The organism is Stenotrophomonas sp. YJH_SMC_73 (assembly GCF_059370155.1).
On sequence record NZ_JCAFTJ010000012.1, the window covers coordinates 61,018 to 82,611 of the forward strand.

The 21,594-nt window shown below is 63.3% G+C and carries 21 protein-coding genes; 8 read left to right on the forward strand and 13 right to left on the reverse strand.

Translation table 11 applies throughout. The features are described from left to right. Positions 1–237: 237 nt before the first annotated feature. The gene (locus tag AC5P8R_RS17790) at positions 238–696 is read left to right on the forward strand and encodes a hypothetical protein (RefSeq protein WP_329890578.1); all 459 of its coding nucleotides are present in this window, start codon (positions 238–240) and stop codon (positions 694–696) included. A gap of 283 nt (positions 697–979) precedes the next feature. Here AC5P8R_RS17790 and AC5P8R_RS17795 read toward each other — a convergent pair whose 3' ends face one another. From AC5P8R_RS17795 to AC5P8R_RS17810, 4 genes are all read right to left on the reverse strand, one after another. Next, the gene (locus AC5P8R_RS17795; protein WP_134971912.1) at positions 980–1,273 is read right to left on the reverse strand and encodes a hypothetical protein; all 294 of its coding nucleotides are present in this window, start codon (positions 1,271–1,273) and stop codon (positions 980–982) included. A 703-nt stretch (positions 1,274–1,976) separates the two neighbouring features. Beyond that, complete coding sequence (locus AC5P8R_RS17800; RefSeq protein ID WP_197561252.1) at positions 1,977–3,383, reverse strand: hypothetical protein; 1,407 nt, start codon at positions 3,381–3,383, stop codon at positions 1,977–1,979. A gap of 225 nt (positions 3,384–3,608) precedes the next feature. Further along, entirely contained in the window at positions 3,609–3,974 is a 366-nt protein-coding gene (locus AC5P8R_RS17805; protein WP_134971908.1) for a hypothetical protein, read from the reverse strand. Positions 3,975–4,029: 55 nt separating this feature from the next. Continuing rightward, positions 4,030–4,632, reverse strand: a complete 603-nt coding sequence (locus AC5P8R_RS17810) for a DUF998 domain-containing protein (protein ID WP_329890579.1) — start codon at positions 4,630–4,632, stop codon at positions 4,030–4,032. A 771-nt stretch (positions 4,633–5,403) separates the two neighbouring features. Between AC5P8R_RS17810 and AC5P8R_RS17815 the strand changes: the two genes are divergently transcribed. From AC5P8R_RS17815 to AC5P8R_RS17830, 4 genes are all read left to right on the forward strand, one after another. Beyond that, the gene (locus tag AC5P8R_RS17815) at positions 5,404–6,459 is read left to right on the forward strand and encodes a radical SAM/SPASM domain-containing protein (RefSeq protein WP_329890580.1); all 1,056 of its coding nucleotides are present in this window, start codon (positions 5,404–5,406) and stop codon (positions 6,457–6,459) included. Then, positions 6,456–7,496 carry a hypothetical protein gene (locus AC5P8R_RS17820; RefSeq protein WP_154582516.1) on the forward strand — a complete coding sequence of 347 codons (1,041 nt, stop codon included), beginning with the start codon at positions 6,456–6,458 and terminating at the stop codon, positions 7,494–7,496. Before AC5P8R_RS17815 ends, AC5P8R_RS17820 begins: the two co-directional genes overlap by 4 nt. A gap of 17 nt (positions 7,497–7,513) precedes the next feature. Next, positions 7,514–8,029 carry a hypothetical protein gene (locus AC5P8R_RS17825; RefSeq protein ID WP_053495272.1) on the forward strand — a complete coding sequence of 172 codons (516 nt, stop codon included), beginning with the start codon at positions 7,514–7,516 and terminating at the stop codon, positions 8,027–8,029. A gap of 276 nt (positions 8,030–8,305) precedes the next feature. Continuing rightward, on the forward strand, positions 8,306–9,811 hold the full coding sequence (locus tag AC5P8R_RS17830) for a YifB family Mg chelatase-like AAA ATPase (protein ID WP_014648717.1): 1,506 nt from the start codon (positions 8,306–8,308) through the stop codon (positions 9,809–9,811). 25 nt (positions 9,812–9,836) lie between these two features. Here the strand turns inward: AC5P8R_RS17830 and AC5P8R_RS17835 are convergent, their stop codons facing one another. From AC5P8R_RS17835 to yidA, 4 genes are all read right to left on the reverse strand, one after another. Beyond that, positions 9,837–10,271: an NUDIX hydrolase gene (locus AC5P8R_RS17835; RefSeq protein ID WP_032958800.1), complete on the reverse strand. Its 435-nt coding sequence runs from the start codon at positions 10,269–10,271 to the stop codon at positions 9,837–9,839. A gap of 93 nt (positions 10,272–10,364) precedes the next feature. Next, complete coding sequence (locus AC5P8R_RS17840; RefSeq protein WP_041863926.1) at positions 10,365–10,754, reverse strand: hypothetical protein; 390 nt, start codon at positions 10,752–10,754, stop codon at positions 10,365–10,367. Between the two features lie 177 nt (positions 10,755–10,931). Beyond that, the gene (locus AC5P8R_RS17845; protein ID WP_169411291.1) at positions 10,932–13,250 is read right to left on the reverse strand and encodes a TonB-dependent receptor; all 2,319 of its coding nucleotides are present in this window, start codon (positions 13,248–13,250) and stop codon (positions 10,932–10,934) included. A 425-nt stretch (positions 13,251–13,675) separates the two neighbouring features. Next, complete coding sequence (gene yidA, locus AC5P8R_RS17850) at positions 13,676–14,509, reverse strand: sugar-phosphatase (RefSeq protein ID WP_014648720.1); 834 nt, start codon at positions 14,507–14,509, stop codon at positions 13,676–13,678. Between the two features lie 149 nt (positions 14,510–14,658). Here yidA and AC5P8R_RS17855 point away from each other — a divergent pair, with 149 nt between their 5' ends. After that, a complete protein-coding gene (locus AC5P8R_RS17855; protein WP_014648721.1) occupies positions 14,659–15,321 on the forward strand; it encodes an exopolysaccharide biosynthesis protein in 663 nt (220 codons plus the stop codon). Between the two features lie 131 nt (positions 15,322–15,452). On the opposite strand, the gene AC5P8R_RS17860 is transcribed toward AC5P8R_RS17855, so the two are convergent. The 3 genes from AC5P8R_RS17860 to AC5P8R_RS17870 all read right to left on the reverse strand — a co-directional run bounded on the left by AC5P8R_RS17860 (position 15,453) and on the right by AC5P8R_RS17870 (position 17,835). After that, positions 15,453–16,763, reverse strand: a complete 1,311-nt coding sequence (locus AC5P8R_RS17860; RefSeq protein WP_014648722.1) for a PQQ-dependent sugar dehydrogenase — start codon at positions 16,761–16,763, stop codon at positions 15,453–15,455. Beyond that, positions 16,756–17,196, reverse strand: coding sequence for a DUF2231 domain-containing protein (locus AC5P8R_RS17865; protein WP_041863928.1), 441 nt, complete (start codon positions 17,194–17,196; stop codon positions 16,756–16,758). Before AC5P8R_RS17865 ends, AC5P8R_RS17860 begins: the two co-directional genes overlap by 8 nt. Positions 17,197–17,304: 108 nt before the next feature. Next, complete coding sequence (locus AC5P8R_RS17870; protein WP_239504080.1) at positions 17,305–17,835, reverse strand: hypothetical protein; 531 nt, start codon at positions 17,833–17,835, stop codon at positions 17,305–17,307. Positions 17,836–17,964: 129 nt separating this feature from the next. Here AC5P8R_RS17870 and AC5P8R_RS17875 point away from each other — a divergent pair, with 129 nt between their 5' ends. Both AC5P8R_RS17875 and AC5P8R_RS17880 read left to right on the forward strand, forming a co-directional pair. After that, complete coding sequence (locus tag AC5P8R_RS17875; protein WP_169411287.1) at positions 17,965–19,731, forward strand: S8 family serine peptidase; 1,767 nt, start codon at positions 17,965–17,967, stop codon at positions 19,729–19,731. Then, positions 19,731–20,309, forward strand: a complete 579-nt coding sequence (locus AC5P8R_RS17880) for a DNA breaking-rejoining protein (RefSeq protein WP_069117696.1) — start codon at positions 19,731–19,733, stop codon at positions 20,307–20,309. Before AC5P8R_RS17875 ends, AC5P8R_RS17880 begins: the two co-directional genes overlap by 1 nt. 259 nt (positions 20,310–20,568) lie before the next feature. Here AC5P8R_RS17880 and AC5P8R_RS17885 read toward each other — a convergent pair whose 3' ends face one another. After that, complete coding sequence (locus AC5P8R_RS17885; protein ID WP_169411285.1) at positions 20,569–21,249, reverse strand: SCO family protein; 681 nt, start codon at positions 21,247–21,249, stop codon at positions 20,569–20,571. An 11-nt stretch (positions 21,250–21,260) separates the two neighbouring features. Next, the gene (cyoD, locus tag AC5P8R_RS17890) at positions 21,261–21,593 is read right to left on the reverse strand and encodes a cytochrome o ubiquinol oxidase subunit IV (protein ID WP_006399830.1); all 333 of its coding nucleotides are present in this window, start codon (positions 21,591–21,593) and stop codon (positions 21,261–21,263) included. Between the last annotated feature and the right edge of the window lies 1 nt (position 21,594).

The window sequence follows — 21,594 nt, forward strand, 5'->3', positions numbered from 1 at the left end:
CGGTGGAAGTCAAGGAGTCCACACGCTATGAAATATGCGTGTTCCGGAATCATGGTGAGGATCGTTACGACTGGACCATAACACGGAACCGCCGGACCATTGTAAAAGCGCCGACCACTGCCTTCGACGTGCCGCAAGCACTACAATCCGCACTCAATCACTACTGGGGAACCGACCTGGTGGAGCAAAAACCATTTGGCCCGTGAGGCTCGGGTTCTGAAAGTAAGGAAACGAAACATGTCTACCCGAATTGTCAGTCGCTTGCTCCTGTTCCTTGTAACGGTCACCGGCCCGCTCGGCGCGTCAGCAGCGCCTGAGAAATCGGAATCTACCCCAACGGTCCAAATGCAGTTGCGTGACATGATGAAGGGCAACGAGGAGCGCAGCATGATCAGCATCGCTTGCCTGAAGAGCTCAGCCGCGGCTTTGGAAGCACAAGAAGCGGGGCAGTTGGGGAGCATCACCAACCAGGCGGCGAAGTATCGGAAAACAGGTTCCAGCGATGATCCGTATTTCAAGGTGTTGGTTGATCGATACAAGCTCGATCCAGCTCAGGATTTTCTATTTGCTGCATTCATGAATGCGCAAGCGGATATCGCATGGCTGGAGGAGAAGCGCCGCTACAGCCCGGGGACGGAATCGTTCTTCATGGGATACCTGACCGCATCCTGCGCACAGCTGGCCACCGTCCAATGAGCTCAGTTGAACAGACGAGACAACGGCGTCAGACGGCTTGTGCTGAGTAGTTTCTTCAAATACGAGGCGGAGCGACGACTCAGAACCAGTTCCAAGCGCAGCATCAGTCCCAATATTAGATAGCAGCCCCTAGCCTAAGCTTTTGGCAAATGTCCGCCTCCGGCCAAGAGCGGACGGCCATCGGTGACCGCTTTCAGGTATTCGAGCGGCGGACGATTGTGCGCCCGGCGTCTCCCGACGCCGGATGCCAAATGACAAAGAGACGCTACCTTGGCGGGGCTCGTCAGGCGTCGCTGTTGTTTGAGCGAGCGATTTTGATCGAATTTTTGATGATTTTTTGGAGATCTGCGGCGATTGCGCTGCGCGTCGCCGCGTCACCAGCAGCTTCGAGCTTCTTGACTTGATGGCTTGCAGTCTTGAGCATCGCCTGCAGCGTCTTGTTCTCCTTTAGGTACTCGGTCACCTCCCTGATCTCGGCACCGTGATCCTTGATCATCGTCTGCATGATGTCAGGGGCCTTCTTGTTCTTTCCGATCAGCTTGTCGATTTCAGCGATCTGAGCTTTGGTCAATGCCATGGTTTTCTCCATTGAAGAGGCGGGCTAGGGCTCGTACTGAGGCAACTTGAACAAATTGAGAACTCAGGTGACCTGCAGATATGGCAGGCTGCACCTTCTCTATCCACAGCAGACGAGTTATGTCAAGCGATCTGACGAGATCTCGGCGTACCCGCAACTTATTCAAGGTTTTTGGGAACGCGCCGTGATCATACTCCTGCCCGGCGTCGGGCGCTGAGAGGAAATGTCCGCAAGGGCCGGGTGCAGCGTGATGTGATCGCATGGGCGCAAAGCTTTTGTATAGGGGCCGGGCTCAGCTACAAGGAGAGTTTGACTTCGTCTTGGTGCCGGGGCCTTGCGTGTTTCTGCATTGCACCGACGAGACCCGCGGCCAGCGCGATAAGGAGCTGTTTTGTGGCCGCCCCAACGGGCCGAGCGAGGTCTGCTTTAGGTTGAGGGCGGACTCTAGCATTCTTGACGCCGTTGCCTGGTGCCGGCACGTCTGCTGTCGACCATAGCAGGCGTAAACCAGTGTCTGCTTATGAAGCCGATCAACTGCGGACTACCGATCCACATCTCCTCCTGAAACTGACCCACTTGGCAGACCAACCAGTCTCGCTCAGTACCGCCCAAGCGCCTCGGTCGGACACAAAATGAGTGACTGAAACGCTAATGCCGAGCCCGCCAAGCCAGATCTAGAGACGTCAAGGTGGCCAGAGCCATCTCAAGCGAGCGGAGGCTGCCAACCCGCAACTGGCCCGACGTGAAGTGCAATACCGGCCGCGAAGCTGTCCTGCTCGTACGGTGCTCCCCGATACAGGATCACGTCGACCTTTGAAGCAAGCTCGCGATAGAGCTCGTTCGAGGTCGCGCAGCTGTAAAGCAGAGCGACCTCGAGACGCCTTTTTTGAGTTGTAGCGATTGCAATGACAAAGAGCGCTGCCGGATCTGGCTCGGTGACCGTTACGCTCCAGCCGGCATCTCGCAGGGGACGGACCAGGTCATTGATGGCATCTTCCGAAAGCACGGCCTTCCGCAGAGTCACGCCATTGTCGGTGGGCAGTTCCGGCACTAAGCGACCATGAGCCTGGAACTCGGCTTGCTCATGCCGGTTCAGCGCCATTTGGAGCTGACCTCTTATCAAGGCCTGCTGCCACAGCAACTTGCTGTCTTGATTCATCTCCGGGAAGAGCAAGGGAACGACGTTGGTTTCATCGTGCCAAGCTTCGATAACGCCGAGCATCGTGATGGCTACTACCAAGCGAGAAAAATTTGATGATTGCTGCCAGTCGGTGGACTTGCCGTGAGCGAACAAGTGTCGATTGAGAGATGTCGTCCCGCTGTAGCTATCGATGTTCTGGAAGAAGCAGGTCTGGAGCCACCGACGGAACGTCTCGAAAACCATAACCCGCTCGTCCTGACCAAACAGGAAATCGATCGACCGGTACTCCTGCGGCACCCACATCCTTTCAAAATACAAATCGGCTGCCAGACTGCAGGCGCGTTCAATTGTGTGGTCGATCGCATCGTGGGGACTTAGAAGGGGAGCCGCGCCGGCGATCCGTTGAACACCACCTTCAATGACCGGGATCAGCGCGGCCACGCTTGCGGCACGTTGTCCGCTGTAGAAGGCGAGATATGCCTCGCGTGCGAGCGGAGCGAATGGCGCCAAGCTGCGCGCTCGAGGCAGGAGCTGCGCGATGCAAACAGACTGGAAGGGCAAGTTGTACACCGTCGACAGGTGATAGTCGAACTGACTGATGGCGTCGGCGCCATGCCGATGCTCCACTGCGGCCAAGAGCTTCGACATCTGCTGATTGCTCACCCAGAGCGGAACGAACCATTCGACCCGCGCCCATAGATCGGCAGTGCGATCAGCGGCCGAGCGGTTGGCCCGCCACTCATGGCTGTCCTTGGAGATCAACGGGAAGCACGCCTTGGCATCGTTTGCGGTCAGAACCACTGCAGGAATCGGCCGGAAGAGACCGACCCGGCACTCTTGGACATCGGAGACGTCGAGGCCCCTCTCCATCGCCCACGCCTTGATGGTCACGGTGGAGATGGCTGGAGCGTTTGGCGCCTGAGCACGCCGCCAAAGCCCCTGAAAATGTGTCTCCACTGCCGTCTTCAAGCGCTCGAACTCCCATACTTGTTAAAACGAAATCATGCAAGGTGCCTTTTGAAAGCCATTCTGCACGCCACCCAGCGAATGCCTCCAAATTTCCTTAGTTTATCGCGTTGAATGTCCGGTTAAGAGGGGAGCTCGGTGTCCGCTTTCGGTCAAGGGCGGACTCTCGCAGTGCCTCGAACCGGCCCAAGAATCTGCGTGTCCTAGAACGAAGTATCGGGCCGAACCCTACTTGAACATCTCCAACAGATCCCTGTCTTCATGCCGCTGCTCCCACGTGGAGAGAAAACAGAAGCTCACGCCACTTCGCATGGCAGCCTTCTGAAATCCGGCCAACTCTTCCTTCGTGATCGGGTACTCAACCGGATCAAAGTGCAGAATCCCCCACGGCTTGACGAAAGAGAACCCGGGCAGGAGTTCCAAGAAGATCGCCTTGAGCAGGGGCCGGATATTCGAAAAGTCCTTGATCGGACCCGCGCGATTGCCAAGGGCATGACACTGGCGACGGATGGTCCTGTCTCCACCCACCACGCGCGCAATGAAGTGGTCCTGGTGCACTCGAACGTAGATCAGCTGACGGCGAAAAATCCTCATTCCCTTCTCAACCCCACACGCTCAATGGTCGTCCATGTGCCGGCACGCCTGCCCATCAATGCGTCGGCTGCGCCTTCAGCGCGCTTGAACCCCGGCGCAGCAGATACAACGCAACCAGGAATGGCCACAGCGAGTTGATCGACGAGAACACGCGCTGTGTCAGCCCCCGGTAGCCCTCCGGGTCCGCGCCCACCACGTTCAACCAGAGATAGACGATGCCCGCGATGCTCACCATAGCAGTCACGGCATACGCCCTTCGGTTTGCAGACCACGCGCTCAGTTCGATGTGCGACATCGCCGGTGCAATGATGTTTGCGATACCGATGGTGTAGAAGCCGTGCATCGGATGGCCCATGGGCCAGAGCCCGTTGGTCAGCATGGAGATGCCAAAGATCATCCAGCAGATCGCGCCTACGGCAATCCGGCGGCCGGACTCCCGCCATACACCGATGGCAAACGCCACGAAGCCCACGCCGGAGCCGAGGGCGGCGATCCTGCCGCAGATGCTTGCAAGCGTGGGCGCCTGCAGCAGCTCGCTGGCGTGCTGCGCAAGCGGGTTGTAGCCCGGCGCGAACACGGCGGCAACGCTGGTCCAGAACAGGAACCACGGAAGCGGGAGCAGACCCGCGCAGAGAAGCAGTCGGCTGCGGCGTGACACGTACAGTGGTCCTTGTTTGGCCTGCGCCAGTGGGTGGAATCCAGACGAACGCTGCAGAACCTTCCTACTGCGGGCAGGACGATCGTGAGTGACTACAACAGTAGTCAGATTGCGCGCGACACTCGGTAGGTTCAATAGGCAAGAAGTCATTTAAACCATCCAGCGGGTGTCGCAGCGGTTCGGTTGCATGAGCGATCACGCATGCCCGATGGGCGAGTGCTGTCGCATTTGCCGCGCCTTACATCTCTGACTAAACGTTCTGACGAATCCGTTCCAGAAGTGCCGTTCCGCCAGGCATGCCAAGGCTCTCGCCTCTTCCAGTGCGATGCGCCAATACCGAGAACGTCTTGGGTTTTGGCGGCATTGACCCCTACCCCTTGGCATTCCGCATAACAGCAGGTAATCGTTACTGCGCCACCGTGCATCGGTGGTTGGAACTCAAAAACCGGATTGCTAGACGTAAGTTTGCGCTTGCCAGGCGGCTATGGCGGGCGCGGCGTGGGGGCCTCATGCCCGCCGGCTTTGTCTAGCAACCGGTCTTCGAGCCACGCCCCGTCCAGCGCGAACGGTCAAGCCTTTCCCGATCAAGCCATCCGATCCGTAGGCCGGTCAGACCTGTCCCCCTCTCCTGCACCCCTCTATGGAACAGGCACCTGGATCGTGCAGAACGCCGCGCTGACGGTGCTGAAGTAGTCGACCGTAGTAGAGACGAACCAATGCTTCTGCACTCCCTTGAACTGCGTACTTTCTGTCCGAAAAGGAGGCTATGACGTGTTACTCGATCAGCATCTTTCTCCCCGCACCATCACGATGATCACGACCTATGGCTGCACCGCTGAGTGTCGCCAATGCTGCTTCGAGTCCAGCCCACGAGTCAAAGGCCGCCTATCTCTTGAGGCGATGACGCAGGCCATATCTGAAGCCAAACGGAGCTTTCCATCCCTGCTCATGGCTGTGTTCAGCGGCGGCGAGGCTACGATGCTCAAAGCGGATCTGACGGCCGCCATCGCGCATGCAACCCAGGAGGGCCTCTCCACCAGAATCGTCAGTAACGGTTCGTGGGGAAAGACGCTCGCAGGCGCACGCAGAATGATCGCCGAACTGGCACGTGCTGGGCTTAGAGAGCTGAATCTGAGCACGGGCAAGGACCACCAGGAGTGGGTTTCAGCCAAGAGCATCATGCATTGCGCCGTTGCCGCCGCCGAGCATGGACTGTTCTGCCTGATCACTATCGAAGCAGATGTTGAGGGGAACCCACACTTCCGCGCGGTGGTGGAGCAGAAGGAGGTTCAAGCGCTGGTTCGGGACAGGAGGATCGTCATTCAGTCCAACTCATGGATGCCATTCCAGGGAAACAGTGACGTACGCGTCGGCACAGTCGCGAAGGAAGCGCTGCGCAAAGGATGCAATCAGATCTTCGACAACATCGTTGTTACGCCCTATGGAGAGGTCTCTGCATGCTGTGGTCTGGCACTGGAGCACATTCCCGAAATGAAGCTTGGCAACGTCCAGCACGCGTCGGCCTCGGAGATCTATCGGCGACAGACAGGCGATTTTCTCAAGTACTGGATTCATGTGGACGGTCCGTACCGGATTGTCGAGCAGCTTCTTCCCGGCGACACCGTAGGGAATCTTCTGAAGGATGTTGTACATATCTGCCAGGCCTGCGTGATCCTCCACAAGAACGAGAACGTGCGCGCATGCCTGCGGGAAGGGCACAGGAAATTCATGTCCTCAGTGATGACCCGCTTCTTCCTGGCCAAAGCCGTTGATGCGGCCGGCCTGAAACTCACCACAAGCGAACCTGCCAAGGAGGCATTGCAATGAAGCGTCGTCGTTTCATCCAGTCCGCCCTCGTTGCCGCGACAGTGGCACCCGCTACAGCCGGAGCAACTGTGTCCAGCGCCGGCAAGCGGCTCTATGGAAAACCCGGGAGCCTGACAGGTGGGTCCCACGGAGCGGACCGGCTTTTGCTGCCCATTTCGCGGGCTGGAGTTCCAGCTGAGGGTTGGCTTGAGTACGCTCGATTCAGCGCGCTCATTGAAGATCTGCTTCTGGATCGCACGGCCAGTGCCGACTTCAACCGAGATCCTTCTGCGTTCCTGAAGACTCGAGGAATGGATGGCTCAGAGCTGGTGAAGAGTGATGTCAACGTGGCGCTGTTGGTCGCGATGTCTCAATCTGAAGTCAAGCAAGCGGTCCAAGATAGGGACTATCGCGCAGTAGTTTCCTATCTTCAGGCAGCCGGGACGTTCTCTCCTGTGTCCACTGATGCACTGACACAGAGGGTCGGTCAGATCATTCAGCGGAATAGGGATTCGATTGCAAACGAGCTGGAACTGACACCAGGCGCCAAGCTGGATCTGAAGACCTACAGGACGTTGCTGGCCACCTCGGGAGGCGGCGCCACGCCATTGGACACTGCTGCGCTGGCCTCTCTCAGTGACAGCAGCAGCACGCCCGAGGTTCTCGGCGCTTTCGCCGTGGTCGTCGCTGCCGTCGTCGCCGCCGTGGGTGTCCATTCAGCTGTTGTGGCGTTCACGCTTGCGGCCATCGTATCCAGCGTGTTGGTCAACGGTGGCGGCGAGGATAACGAGGAGAGCAGGACGGCTCGCCCGTACGGCGAGCTCCTGCAACGCACGGATCCGGGAGCCCGGCAGAACCTCGAGGTCGCGGCCCGCTTGGCGCGGCTTACTGGTTCGGCAGGGATATACGAATTGACCAAGGACGACTTGGCCAGAGCCGAACTTAGTGCGTTCTTTGCCGCGATGAAGGAACAGCATCTGCTCGACTACGACGACGGAGAATTGCCTGATCTGGTTGAAGCAACGCTGCTCCATACCGAAAAGTCAGTGGGGCGTTAGCTAGGAGATCCGAACCGATGCAATGTACGATTCCCATCTCATTGTTCACCCGCGGCGTGCTCTTTCAGGAACTTGTTCCCGCCGCTTTCCTCTTTATCTGCGCAGTAGGCTTGGCATTCTACGGCGGCCTGGAACCCAGGAAGAAGGCATTCGGAATTGCCGTCCTTTGCGCTATCGGCTTGGCGATGTCAGCCTCGACGGTCATGCTGGCCGTGCGCTCGAAGGTGGTGGTCGACAGAAGTGGTGTCAACCTGCATGCAGGCTTCTGGAGCGCTCATCTCCAACGTGGCTCACTGATTGATATCCAGGCAACCGACCAGATTGGTGCTTCCTTGCGCAAACGCACCAACGGCATGAGCTCGCAAGGAATCAATGCAGGCTGGTTCCAGGATCCAAGCGGGCGGAAGACTTTTGCAATATCTTCTGGCGCCACGCCTGTGCTGGTGCCGACAACCGCCGGGTTCAACCTGGTGCTGGATCGGTCGACATACGATGAGCTGAAGCGGTGTGGGGTTACCGCAAGCGACCGCTAGGCGTTGCATCATCGTCATCTGACTACGTGGCTATCGTACCAGGGCGAGGGGATGGATACTCATCCCCTCATCCGCCTTCCGGCACTCTATCACTTTCCACCGACAGCTCGAGCAAATGCAGTTCCCGCAGCCTCGGGATGGACCCAGATCGCCAGCCGGAAGGACACCGTCAAAGACCCCATTGGGAATCCCCCTAGCCGCTTCACCCACAATTCCCGATGGTTCGCCACAACACACCTGCAGCACCATCAAGCGTCCCTCTGCAGGAATCCACACATGAGCCTGGCGCTGGTCCACAGCCGTGCCCGCGCCGGGGTCGATGCCCCACTGGTGCGGGTGGAAGTGCACCTCTCTGGCGGCCTGCCTGCCACCCAGATTGTCGGCCTGGCCGAGACCAGCGTGCGCGAATCGCGCGAGCGCGTGCGTGCCGCCCTGCTATGTGCGCGCTTTGACTTTCCGCAGCGGCGCATCACCTTGAACCTGGCACCCGCCGACCTGCCCAAGGAAGGTGGGCGTTACGACCTGGCGATTGCGCTGGGCATTCTTGCCGCGAGTGGCCAGGTCGATCCGCAGTCGCTGCTGCAATACGAGTTCCTGGGCGAGCTGGGGCTGACCGGCGAACTGCGGCCGGTGGCCGGAGCGCTGCCTGCTGCGATTGCGGCGGCTGATGCCGGCCGCATCCTGGTGGTGCCGCCCGGCAATGCCGCCGAGGCGGCGCTGGCCGAGCACGCGGATGTGCGCGTGGCGCGCACGCTACTGGAGTGCTGTGCCGGTCTGGGCAATCCGCGCCTGCTGCCGCCCGTGGAGCGCGTGGACACGACACCGTTGCCCCTACCCGATCTGGCCGACGTGCGGGGGCAGGCGCATGCACGGCGCGCGTTGGAAGTGGCGGCCGCCGGTGGGCACCATCTGTTGTTGATCGGCAGCCCTGGCTGCGGCAAGACGCTGTTGGCTTCGCGCCTGCCCAGCCTGTTGCCGGATACCGAGGAAGCCGAGGCGTTGCAGCTGGCCGCGATTGCCTCGGTGAGTGGCGAAGGGCTGGACCCAAGACGATGGCGGCAGCGGCCCTTCCGGGCACCGCACCACAGTGCGAGCGCGGCGGCGCTTGTGGGTGGCGGCAATCCGCCCTGCCCTGGCGAAATCTCGTTGGCCCATCACGGCGTGCTGTTCCTGGATGAGCTTCCGGAGTGGAACCGCAGTGCGTTGGAGACCCTGCGAGAGCCGCTGGAATCCGGCCACATCCGCATCGCCCGCGCGGCACGCAGCGTGCAGTATCCAGCGCGATTCCAGCTGGTGGCGGCGATGAATCCCTGCCCCTGCGGCTGGGCCGGCGACCGCAGCAACCGCTGCCTGTGCAGTGATGAGCGCATCAACCGCTACCGTGCGCGCGTGTCCGGCCCGTTGCTGGACCGTATCGACCTGCATATCAGTGTGGCCCGTATGGACGCAGTGGAGTTGCGGGAGAGCACGCCGCTGGGGGAGCCCAGTGCGGCGGTACGTGCACGGGTGGAAGCCGCCCATGCCAAGCAGCAGGTGCGTGGCGGGCTCAACGCGCATCTGCCGCCGGCGGCACTGCGGGCCTGTACCCGACTGAGCGAGGCAGATCAGGACATGCTGGAACAGGCCATCGAGCGCCTGCAGCTGTCGGCGCGGGCGATGCACCGGATTCTGCGGGTGGCGCGCACGATTGCCGATCTGGCGGGTTGCGAAACGATCCAGACGGCGCATCTGGCCGAGGCCATTGGCTACCGGCAGCTGGACCGGGGGAAGGCGAGCACGTAATCGCAGCGGGCAGAATCAGGCCGCGTCATGCGGGCACACGTTCAAAAAGATCCGGCAGCCATTCCGGCTTGAACAGGGAAGCAGGCTGTTCTCTCATCTCTTCTACGCGCCACCATTTCCACGCCCTGATCGTGGCATTTTCCTCCTCCGTCCACCCGTCACGCTGGATGTCGGGCTGGTTGGGGCTGCGGACCAGAAAATATTCTTCCAGCCATCGCGCGGGCGTTGATCGGGCGACCGCGTAGACGGCATCGCGCTTTTCCAGCCGCACGCCTATCGGCAGATCCAATCCGGTCTCCTCCCTGAGCTCACGCCGTGCGGCGTCCGCATATCCCTCCCCGGGCAGAAGCTCCCCGCCCGGTGTAGCCCAGAAGGGAGCGTGGTGTTCATCGTGATACCGGAACAGCAACACCGCATCCTCAGCAACGATCACAAGGCGTGCAGATCGTCTGATTTCCATCGTTTCCCGTCCTTACCAGCCCGCCCCAGAATAGGCCAAAAGCAGGCGGACCAAGAGAAAGCCATCAACGCGTGTCGATTCCTGGCCAGTGATTCACTTTCCCAGGATGGGCGCCTGTCGCCGGACGGCAACGGACGCCATGCGGCGGCTGACAAGGCCGAAGAGGTCCTGCAGTTCGGCTGCGCGCTCGGGCGTGCTGTTGCTGCCGAAAAGCACACGCGCCAGCGCGGCTTCACGGGTGTCATGCGGGAACCGCAGGCGGTCCCGGTACACCTTCTGGCACACCAGCCAGGCCCGGCGCAGCCCACCGCCGGGCAGCGGGCGGACCACGCGTTCGTAGACCTGCCAGAACTGGTACTCGCCCTGCAGATCGATCGCCGGCGCCACGGACAGCGCCTGCCGGGGCCGTCCTGGGCCCCGGATGCCGAACAACGGGGTTCGCGGGTTGTGCTGTGCCATGCCAACAGGATGACCCAGCAACATTGTGGGAACCTTGCGTCGCCGCCAGAAAACCCCTGTTGTTTGCGCAAGGCGGGTTTCTAGGCGGGTTTTGGGGGTCAGAGCCCTTTGCTGCGCAAAGGGCTCTGACCCCGATCACGGGGTGGCTGCGGGGTCGGATCCCTTTGCGCAGCAAAGGGCTCTGACCCCACCCTCATCGCCTCAGAACGCCATCGAGGTACTGAACATCAGCTGCCGTGGCGCGCTGCGCTGCAGGGTCTGGTAATCCCCCGAGAACGACGAGCCGGCGATGGTGGCGGTGCCGATGTTGTGGCGGTTGAACAGGTTGCTCACGTCCAGCCGCAGCTCCAGGCCGGGCACCGCGCTGTCCGTACCGAAGCGGTAGGCGGCATAGGTATTGACCTGCCAGAACGTCGGCACGCGGATGTCGTTCTCGTAGGTGAAAGGTTGGCGCAGGTACGAGGTGCTGGTGGCACCGAAGCGCCAGTCACCGAAGTGGGCGGACAGGTCGCTGACCAGCGAGATCTGCGGGTAGCCCGGCTGGGCGTTGCCCTTGATCGGGTACACCGTGTCGCCCACCACGAAATCGCTGTCGTAGTACGAACGGGCCACGGCCACGCCCTGGTAGAACTGCAGGTGGTCAGTCAGGTCGGCGGTGATGCCGAGGTCGGCGCCGATCACGTGCATCTTCGGCATCAGCCGCACGGTGTTGATCTGCGCGAACTGGGTACCGATGGCGGCCGACAGCAAGCGGTTGCGGATGTCGTTGTAGAACACGTCGCCGGTGATCGTCAGCCGGTCGAAACGATGCGATGCGCCCACGGTGAGGTTCCAGTTCTTCTCCGGCCGCAGCGTGCCGGCCACGCGGTCGAACTCCTCCTGGTCGGTGATGGTCCACGCCGAGGCGGTGTAGCCGATGTTGCCGCGCTGGGCCACGCGGTAGCCGTTCATGGTATTGGCCAGGTCGATGAAGGCATCGGTGGATTCGGTCGGGCTCCAGAACAGCGAGACGTGCGGCAGGAAGTTGCTCTTCGCGCGCAGCGTGCCGTTCACCGGCCGGTCCTTGGCGTCACCGAGGCCGCCGCCGCGGGTGCGGAAGTCCACGGCCTTGAAGCCGACACCCAGCTTCAGCGTGTCGTTCAGCACGATGTCGTCCTGCAGGTAGAACTGGCGCGAGCGGGTCACCCAGCTCGATGCGTTGTCGGTCTTGAACGCGGGGCCGTACACATCGAACGGACCGGTGGCCTTCAGCGGCGGGCCCTCGCCCAGCAGCGGCTGCTGGTACCACTCGGTCTTGGCCGCGGCCTTGCTCTTCTCCTGCCAGAAACCGGCGGTGAAGGTGTGCGCGCCGGTCTCGAACTGCAGATTGAGCATGCCGCCCAGCCGGTTGAGGCGCGGGGTCTGCACCTGTTCGGAGAACGGCGCGCCGTTGGGCGACGGCACGTTCGGGTCGGTCAGCGTGGCCTGGGTGTGGCTGTTGGCGTTGTACAGCTGCACGTTGCCGCTCAGCGCCGGACTGATCTGGAAGCGGTGGTTGATCGAGGACACGCGGTCACGCGTGCTCTGGCCGGTGTCGTAGGGAATCAGCCCGGACAGTTCACCACAGGTATAGGCGCCGCAGGATTTGTCTGCGTTCTCCGGCGAGGCCACGTAGTACGCCCAGGCGTAGTCCGGGTAGAAGATGTCGGCCTTCCAGCCCAGCTTGCGGATCATGTCGAAGGAAATGTTGTTGTAACCCCAGACCTTGGCCTTGCTGTCGGACAGGAACACGGTGACATCGCCCCAGGCGACGTCCTGCTGCAGCTTCAGGTCGCCGCGCAGGAAGTTCTGCGTGCCCTCGCCCTGGTACTTGTCGGCGGACACGCGCTGCAGGTCGACCAGCACTTTCGGGCCATGCTCACCGAGCTGGCCGCTCTGCCCGGATACGGTGGTGACCAGCGTGCTGTTGCTGCCCACGCCCTGCTTCACGCGCAGGCTGGGCGTGTCCTGCAGCTCGCGCAGGTGGTATTCCAGGCTGCCGCCGTTGACGCTGCTGGAGAACACGCTGACCGGTGCGCCACCGGGGCTGACCGTGATCGCGCCGATGCCATCGGGCACGCCCACGTTCACCACGCTGGTGCCGGTGAGCGAGAGGAAGCCGTTGTCGTTCAGCGGCACGCCTTCGAAGGTGATGCCCATTTCGTTCATGCGGAAGCCGCGCACGAACAGGCTGGTGGCGGAGATATCCAGGCCCAGCCCATCGGTGGCGGTATAGCTCGCGCCCGGCACCTGCTTCAGCATGGCCAGGCCATTGTTGCCGGTGACCATCGCGTCGAGGTCCTCGGCCTTGATGATGTAGCGGTTGGGACCGACCACCTGGGTCGGTGCCACGGCCGCGCCGCGCGGCGTGGCGATGACCTGCAGGGCGTTGAGCGTGGTGGGCGTGTCGAGCGCGGCGTCGTGCGTTTCTGCGGCGTAGGCAGGTGCAGTGGTGGCCGCGATGATGGCCAGGGCGAGGCGCGTCGTGGGTGGGGTGTTCATGGCAGTAGATCCAGGGTGCAGGGAGAGAGCCGCGCAGGCGCACGCCCAGCGCGTTGCAGCGCCGGTGTCGGCGCCCTGGCTGGCGATGCGGTTGCGTTGAAGGCGTGACGGCGCGGTGCGTGCCGGTCAGTGGCAGACGAAGACGATCATCTGCCGTGGGATTCGGTGGGGTGATTTCGACGTGCGGAATTCTTGCATCGCACTGCCGCATCCGCCATTGCACCGTGGTACAGCGCCAATGGCGGTGGGGATGGGTGGGTTATACGTGGGTATAGACCCTGGTCGGCGCTGGCCGCCTGCGTGTGCCAACCAAGGTTGGCACCTGCCGGGGCGAATGGGGCCTGGTAGAGGCCGACCTTGGTCGGCGCTTGCCGATTGTGTGTGCCAACCAAGGTTGGCACCTACCAGAGCATAGGGACGCGCGGTTACTGCAGGACGAAACGCTCGATCGCGCGCGCCACGCCTTCGTCGGCATTGCTGCTGGTCTCAAACCGCGCCACCGCCTTCACCGCGTCGATGGCATTGCCCATCGCCACGCTGGTGCCGGCATACTGCAGCATGGTCAGGTCGTTCTCCTGGTCGCCGATGGCCATCACGTTGGCGCGGTCGATGCCCAGGTGCTCGGCCAGTCTTTGCAGGCTCGGCCCCTTGCCCGCGCGGTGGTCGAACACTTCCAGGAAGAACGGTGCGCTTTTCAATACCGCGAAGCGCTCGGTCAGCGCGCCGGGCAGGCGCGCGATGGCAGCGTCCAGCACCTCGGGTTCGTCGATCATCATCAGCTTGATGAAGGACATCGACGGGTCCATGTCTTCCACGCGGCGATACGACAGTGGCATCCGCGAAAGATGCGAGTCGGCCACGGTGTAGTAGCTGATGTCCTGGTTGGGCGTGTACATGCGCTGGCTGTCCAGCGCCTGGAAGTGCACGCCCAGGTCGCGGGCCACCTGCTCGCAGAACAGGAAGTCGTCGAAGCTGAGCGGGTACTCGACTACGGTTTCGCGCGTGCCGATGCGCTGCACCAGGCCGCCATTGCAGGCGATGCAGTAGTCGTCGTTGCCGGTGATGCCGAGCTCGTGCAGGTACGGCGCCAGGCCCGGAACCGGGCGGCCACTGGTCAGCACGATGTGCACGCCCAGTGCGCGCGCCTGCGCGATGGCCTTCCTGGCGCGGGGGGTGAGCTGGTGCGACGGGTCCAGCAGCGTGCCATCCATGTCGATGGCGACCAGTTCGATGGTCGATTGCCTGCGGCCCATGTCCATTGCGTTCAACTCGTGCGGGGCACGCCAGTTTACCCCCTCATGCCCGGTTCACCTCTTTGCCCACGTTGGCCGGGATACTGCAGGAGCCTGTGCGTCCCCCACCGCAGGACGGCCCGCTGACCGCCCTTCCCTGGAGAACCTTGCGACGCATGACCTACCGTGCCCCCGAAACCAACGACAGCGCACCCCTGGCCCAGCAGATCGAGCAGATGATCGACGAGCTGCCCGGCGACCAGGTGAGCGTCGGCACCCTGCTCAGCGCGCTGGGCGATGAGGGCCTGCTGCTGATCGTGATCCTGCTCTCGGCCATCTTCATCATTCCGGTGTCGATTCCCGGGCTGAGCACGGTGTTTGGCGCCTCGATCCTGCTGATCGGCCTGAGCCGGGTGCGCAACCGCCCGCTGTGGGTGCCGCAGAAGCTGGCGCGCCGCGGGATCGCCACCGAAAAGCTGAAGGCCAACCTGGGCCGTGCGCTGAAATGGGTGCACCGCATGGAGCGGCTGTCGCGGCCGATGCGGCTGGCGGTGATGGTGCGCTCGAAGAAGATGATGCGCCTGAACAACCTGATGCTGGTGTTTGCGACCCTGCTGCTGATGGCGCCGGCCGGGCCGATTCCCTTCAGCAACACGCTGCCGGCGCTGGCGCTGATGTCGTTTGCGATTGGCTTCATCCAGCGCGATGGTGCGGCGGTGGCAGCCGGCTACGGCTTCGTGGTGGCCACGGTGGTGTACTTCGGCGTGCTGCTGGGCGGCGTGGGATTTGCCGCCGAATCGGTGTTCAGCGGGTTCCGCAGCAGTACCGCCGAACTGTAGAGCCGAGCCCATGCTCGGCTGCTGTTCGCTCGGTGCACGGAAACCCGCGCGCTGCGCGCGTAAGCCGAGCAAGGGCTCGGCTCTACAAAGGCCGGATCCACAGCAGTCGAGCGTGGCTCGACGCTACACAGCTATTTCGCCGACACCCGCCACACCACGTCGCCCACGTCGTCGGCCACCAGCAGTGCGCCCTCGGCATCCATCGCCATGCCCACCGGCGCACCCATCAGGGTCTTCTCGTCCTTCGAGGTGAAGCCGCTGACCACGGTCTGCGGCCGCCCGGTCGGCTTGCCGTCCTTGAACGGTACGTAGACCACTTCGTAGCCACTCAGTGGCGAGCGGTCCCAGCTGCCGTGCTCGCCGATGAAGGCGCCGCCGTGGTACTGCGCCGGCAGTGCCTGGCCGGTGTAGAACAACAGGCCCAGCGGTGCCACGTGCGAGCCGATGGCATAGTCCGGCACGATCGCCTTGGCCACCAGGTCCGGCCGCTGCGGCTGCACGCGCTCGTCCACGTGCTGGCCGTAGTAGCTGTAGGGCCAGCCGTAGAAGCCATCTTCCTTCACCGAGGTGAGGTAATCCGGCACCAGGTCGGCACCGATCTCATCACGCTCGTTGGCCACGGCCCACAGCTGGCCAGTGCTCGGCTCCCAGTCCAGCCCGGTCGGGTTGCGGATGCCCGACGCAAAGATGCGGCTGCCACGGCTAGCTACGTCCACCTCCAGCACGACCGCGCGGCGATATTCGACGGCCAGGCCATTTTCAGTAATGTTGCTGTTGGAGCCGACGCCCACGTACAGCTTGCGGCCGTCGCGGCTGGCCAGCAGTTCCTTGGTCCAGTGGTGGTTGATGGTGCTGGGCAGGTCGGTGAACTCGCGGCCCTTGTCGGACATGCGGGTTTCGCCGGGCACGTAGTGGTACTGCATGATGTTGCCGGTGTTGGCCACATACAGCGTGTCACCGATCAGCTGGATGCCGAATGGCGAGTGCAGGCCTTCGATGTAGACGTGCTGGGTCCAGGTGTTCGTGCCTGGCGAGCGGCGCAGCAGGGTGACCCGGTTGCCGCCCTTGCCAGCCTTGCCCGAGCGCGCCTTCACCTTGCCGGCGATCCACTGCTTGGGTGTGGTGACCGGCTCTTCGCCGGGGCCATTGCCTTCCACCACCAGTACATCGCCGTTGGGCAGGGTCAGCAGCCGGCGCGGGTGCTGCAGGTTGGCGGCGATGCGCTCGATCTTCAGGCCTTCGGCCACCGTGGGGGCCTGGCCGTCGGCCCAGCCCACGCCCTTGGGCACCTGCATCGGCGGCATCAGGAAGTTGGCCGGCTTGGGCAGTGGCGGCTGCGGTCCCGACTGGTCGGCCGGATGGTATTCGGCCTTGCCCGCGCAGGCCGACAGGGTGACGGCCAGTGCCAGCGCGGCGACGGTGGGCAGGATGTGCTTAGCCATGACGACCTCCCTGCAGCACCGGCGGCTGCAATGACAACAGGATCAGGCCCAGGGCGATCAGGGCCACGGTCAGCGCCGACAGGATCGTGCCCGGCACAGCAACGGCATACGCATCGCGGCTGTGCACGAAGGCGTTCCAGATGGCCAGCACCACCGCGACCAGGTTGAGGAAGAAGTCGATGCGGTCGATGCGGGTGGCCGTGCCGTTGCGGCGCCAGACCGCGAACAGGTTGATCAGGCGCGGCACGATGGCGATCAGCAGGCCGAACGTGATCAGCCAAGCGGCGGCCTTGCCCCACATCACCTCGGCGCTGTTGAGATAGATCGCGTCGAAGATCAGTGCACCGACGAAGAAGCCGAACGGTATCGGGTTCAACAGGCTGAACAGCGTGGTGCCGAGGCCGCGATGGGCCTGGGCGAGCGGATTGACCATCATCGTGCTCCGTGCGGAAGGGTGCACGGGCTGTAGTAGCACAGCGCGATGTGAGGGCGCGCGATGATGCCCCGGCGGCGCTGCCACACCCACCGGGCAGGCACCGCACTACGCGGGTTCGTCCTCGCGCACCTCGTGGAAGGGCAGCATCGTCTCGAAGCCGAATTCGTGTTCCATGCTGGTGCGGACCAGGCCGCCGATGGCGTAGCGGCTGGTGTTTGCATGCACGTCTATGCCACCGTGCCGCCACTCGGTGCGCAGATGCAGCGTCTCTGCGCGTCGCATGACGGTCCGTTCCTCCTGCAGCAGCGCGCGCCGGTGCTTCTTCATCAACAGCCGCAGCGGTTTCACCATGGTGATGCCGAATGCGGCCAGCTCGGGCAGCAACTCGCTGATATCGGCATCGTCGCCATAGTCGTGGCTGCGCGTATGCACGGATAGCACCACCTTGCGGATGGCGGCGACCGAGAGCGGGGTCTGGTCTGCGCGCGCACGTGCGCGCTGGCGTCCATTCTTCATGCGTGTCTTCACCTGCATGTGATTACCACGTTTCCGGCCCTCGAAGCAGACGCGCGAAGATGGCGTGAAGGCATTCGCGCGCCCTGTCATAACCTGACGTACTAAGTGTTTGTGACGCAATTTGCATATTCGTACATTGCGGATGTGAAGAGGTAGGGGGTTCTCCGTTGTGTCGCGTTTGGCTCGTTGCGATGGGGCAGTTCCGCCCCGCCGTCCTGCCATGCCGATTCACAACAGAAGGATTCGTGTATGAAGCGACACACGCAACGCTCCGCGCCACCGCGCTCTGCGCGCCTGGCCCTTGCCACTGCCCTGGTGCTGGGCAGCCTGGCCGTCACCGCCCAGGCCCAACAGGCCGATCCACTGGCGGGTATCCAGTGGCACCTGCTCAACACCGGGCAGACGGTCCCGGCTGACACCCTGCCGGTGGCCGGCAACGACCTGAACGTGGATGGCCTGTTCCGCAACGGCATCCGCGGCCAGGGCGTCACCATCGCCATCGTCGACGATGGCCTGCAGATCGCGCACCCGGACCTGGCCGCCAACGTGGCCGCGGTGGCCGGCAAGAACTTCATCAACGGCTCGAACAACCCCACCCCGACCAACCCGGATGTCGACAACCACGGCACCATGGTCGGCGGCATTGCGGGCGCGGTGGGCGCCAACAACCTGGGCGTGCGCGGTGTGGCCCCGGCGGCGACGCTGAAGGGCTTCAATCCGATTTCGCGCTCAGCCCTGGGCAACCAGCAGAGCAACATCGAGTACGCCTGGTGGGACGGCGCGGAATCGGCCGACGTGCAGGTCTTCAACAACAGCTGGGGCGCCGGCCCGGGCAATCCGAACCTGCCGCTGGCGTACAGCGAAAACACGATTCGTTCGTATGAGCAGGCACTGTCGGGTACGCGCGGTGGCCGCGGCGGCATCTACGTGAAGTCGGCGGGCAACAACTTCAACAATGCCTCGATCAGCCAGACCCAGGATGTCTGCACCACCGACACCAAGAACCGCAACACCGGCTGCGTGCCGGCTGGCCGTGATCCGCGCAACAACCTTTTCAACGTGATCACGGTAGGCGCGGTGCGTGCCGATGGCGTGCGCTCGTCGTATTCCTCCACCGGCTCGGCGCTGTGGGTGTCGGCCTTCGGCGGCGAATACGGCCTGCAGGCCCAGTACGCCCCCGGCCTGGTGGCGCGCGCCTACGACCCGGCCATCGTCACCACCGACGTGACCGGGTGCGCGCAGGGCAGCAACAAGAACACCAACCGCCAGAACACGCTGGACAGCAACCTGTCGGCCATCGACAGCACCTGCAACTACACCGCCAAGATGAACGGCACCTCGGCGTCAGCGCCGATGGTCTCGGGCGTGGCGGCACTGGTGCTGGAAGCCAATCCGAACCTGTCCTATCGCGATGTGAAGTACATCCTGGCCACCACCGCCACCCGCAACCACCCGAACCAGCCGGCGGTGACGCTGGCCGACGGGCGCACGCTGGTGCCAGGCTGGACGGTGAATGCTGCCGGCCGTGCCTACAGCAACTGGTATGGCTTCGGCGTGGTCAACGCTGCACGCGCGGTGCAGGTGGCCGAGAACTTCCAGCCGCTCGGTGCGCTGGTCGACAGCGGCTGGCGCAACACCACGCGTACCGTGGCCATCGGCAACACCTCGGCCGCCGCTGCACGCCTGACCTTCCAGTTGGCCAACGGCGCGCGCAACATCGAAAGCGTGCAGCTGGGCTTCCGGGTCAACCACCGCAACACGCGCCAGCTGCAGTTCGTGCTGGTGTCACCCAGCGGTACCCGCAGCGTGGTGCAACCGGCGTTCACCGCGATCGGTTCGGGCACGGGTGGCGCGCAGAGCAACTTCACCAGCTGGGACCTGCTGTCCAGCAATGCCTTCCTGGATGAGAACGCCACGGGCACCTGGACGCTGGAAGTGACCGACATGGGGCAGGCCGCGACCGCTGCATCGCGTGGCAACCTCGAATTCTTCAAGATCCGCGTTCTGGGGCACTGATGATGAAGACCACCATTCTGTTGAGCACGCTCGCCTTCGCGGCGATGACCTTCCCTGCCTGGGCACAGAGCTCGGGGCAGACCCCTCCGGCCAGGACCCTGTCGACCGTGGATGCTCAGGAACTGAAGGCGTCCGCTACCGGCCGCTCGTTCGATGTGGGCGGCACGCGTTTCCAGCTGTCGCCCTCGGCAACGGTAAAGCAGGCCAGCGGCGGCCAGTTCACGATCACCCCGCAGGCGGCGGCGACCACCAGCGCGCGTACCAAGCGTTCGCTGGATGGCGCCGCGGCGGCGCCTGCTGATGCCGGTGCCGGCAAGTTCGCGGCGGCGGTCTCCCGTGACGGAGCGCCGGTGGTGGCGACCTCGCGGGTCAAGGTGTTCTTCACCGATGCAGCATCGGCCCAGCGCGCGGCTACGGCCACCGGTGGCACCGTGGTGAAGGTCTCCAAGGCGTCGGGCCAGGCGATCGTGGAGTACCCGTCGGTGAACGCGGCGCTGGATGCGAGCACCAAGCTGCTGTCCACCGCCGGTATCCGCGCCACCGAGCCGGACGTGGTGCAGTGGGAAGAGACCAAGTAAGGCGTTGAGCGGTGCCCCGGCCGGCTGGCTCTCCTGGCCGGCCGGGGATTGGTGTGGGGGTGTGCCGACCAACGGTCGGCACCCACTGGGGCCGCGCGCGTGTAGAGCCGAGCCGATGCTCGGCTGCTGTCTATGGGGTGCCGCAGGCGCGGTGCGCGCGGCGCCGAGCATGGGCTCGGCTCTACAGCTGTGCCAACCAAGGTTGGCATCTACCAGGAGCAGATTCGGACGTGCCAACCAAGGTTGGCACCCACCGGCGTTACCGCGCGGCCAGTGTGCCGCTGTGCTTGAGGTGGCAGCTGGCCAGTGCGTCGTTGCCGGCGGCCGGATGGCCGGGCTCGAGCAGCAGGCGCTGCACGTCCGAGAACAGCTTTTCCACCGGCATGCCGTACGGCGCGAACAGGCGCAGGCGGCCCTGGCGGTCGAACACGTAGCCGCCGGCAATGTGGCTCATGGTGTAGGTATCCGGTACCTGACCGGGTTCCTTTTCGTAGAACGCCTTGAAGTCGCTGGCCATCGCGGCCAGCTGCGCATCGTTGCCGACCAGCGCGATTGCCTTGGGATCGAACGCTTCCACATAGGTGCGCGCGACCTCGGGCGTGTCGCGGGCCGGGTCGACGCTGACGAACACCACCTGTAGCTGATCGGCATCCTTGCCCATCAGGTGCTTGACTTGGCTCAGCTCGACCATCGTGGTCGGGCACACGTCCGGGCAGCTGGTGAAACCGAAGAACAGGTAGGTCACCTGCCCCTGCAGGTCCTTCGGGCCGCGCACGGTGCCGCGGCTGTCGGGCATCGACCACTGCTGGCCAAGTTCTTCGCAGGCGATGTCCTTCGCATAGAAGTCCATGCGCGACTGCGCGCTGCAGCCGGCCAGCAGGCCGAGCAGCAGGCCTGCGGCCAGGCGCAGGCCACGATGGGGGAACGCAATGCCTTTCACGGTTCGCAGGCTCAGTTGATCATCATGTGGTAGTGCATGCTCCAGATGATCCAGACCGACAACGCGACGACGATGAACAGGATCACCAGGGTGAACACGAAGCTGGCCAGGTTCCAGCCACCTTCGGACTTGCGGTCCATGTGCAGGAAATAGACCAGCTGCACCAGGATCTGCGCCACTGCGAAGCCGACCAGCAGGAACAGCGTGAGCGGCCGCGACAGCACCGGATTCATCACCAGTGCGAACGGCACCACGGTCAGCAGCGCGCACAGCACGAAACCGATCAGGTAGGACTTGGTGGAGCCGTGCGCATTGCCGGCGCGCGAGGTTTCGACGTGGGCCATG

What these genes read in the sequence shown, in the direction of transcription:
- AC5P8R_RS17790 (WP_329890578.1), top strand. Translation starts at nt 238, where the DNA reads ATGTCTACCCGAATTGTCAGTCGCTTGCTCCTGTTCCTTGTAACGGTC.
- AC5P8R_RS17795 (WP_134971912.1), bottom strand. Translation starts at nt 1,273, where the DNA reads ATGGCATTGACCAAAGCTCAGATCGCTGAAATCGACAAGCTGATCGGA.
- AC5P8R_RS17805 (WP_134971908.1), bottom strand. Translation starts at nt 3,974, where the DNA reads ATGAGGATTTTTCGCCGTCAGCTGATCTACGTTCGAGTGCACCAGGAC.
- AC5P8R_RS17820 (WP_154582516.1), top strand. Translation starts at nt 6,456, where the DNA reads ATGAAGCGTCGTCGTTTCATCCAGTCCGCCCTCGTTGCCGCGACAGTG.
- AC5P8R_RS17825 (WP_053495272.1), top strand. Translation starts at nt 7,514, where the DNA reads ATGCAATGTACGATTCCCATCTCATTGTTCACCCGCGGCGTGCTCTTT.
- AC5P8R_RS17830 (WP_014648717.1), top strand. Translation starts at nt 8,306, where the DNA reads ATGAGCCTGGCGCTGGTCCACAGCCGTGCCCGCGCCGGGGTCGATGCC.
- AC5P8R_RS17835 (WP_032958800.1), bottom strand. Translation starts at nt 10,271, where the DNA reads ATGGAAATCAGACGATCTGCACGCCTTGTGATCGTTGCTGAGGATGCG.
- AC5P8R_RS17840 (WP_041863926.1), bottom strand. Translation starts at nt 10,754, where the DNA reads ATGTTGCTGGGTCATCCTGTTGGCATGGCACAGCACAACCCGCGAACC.
- AC5P8R_RS17845 (WP_169411291.1), bottom strand. Translation starts at nt 13,250, where the DNA reads ATGAACACCCCACCCACGACGCGCCTCGCCCTGGCCATCATCGCGGCC.
- yidA (WP_014648720.1), bottom strand. Translation starts at nt 14,509, where the DNA reads ATGGACATGGGCCGCAGGCAATCGACCATCGAACTGGTCGCCATCGAC.
- AC5P8R_RS17855 (WP_014648721.1), top strand. Translation starts at nt 14,659, where the DNA reads ATGACCTACCGTGCCCCCGAAACCAACGACAGCGCACCCCTGGCCCAG.
- AC5P8R_RS17860 (WP_014648722.1), bottom strand. Translation starts at nt 16,763, where the DNA reads ATGGCTAAGCACATCCTGCCCACCGTCGCCGCGCTGGCACTGGCCGTC.
- AC5P8R_RS17865 (WP_041863928.1), bottom strand. Translation starts at nt 17,196, where the DNA reads ATGGTCAATCCGCTCGCCCAGGCCCATCGCGGCCTCGGCACCACGCTG.
- AC5P8R_RS17875 (WP_169411287.1), top strand. Translation starts at nt 17,965, where the DNA reads ATGAAGCGACACACGCAACGCTCCGCGCCACCGCGCTCTGCGCGCCTG.
- AC5P8R_RS17880 (WP_069117696.1), top strand. Translation starts at nt 19,731, where the DNA reads ATGATGAAGACCACCATTCTGTTGAGCACGCTCGCCTTCGCGGCGATG.
- cyoD (WP_006399830.1), bottom strand. Translation starts at nt 21,593, where the DNA reads ATGGCCCACGTCGAAACCTCGCGCGCCGGCAATGCGCACGGCTCCACC.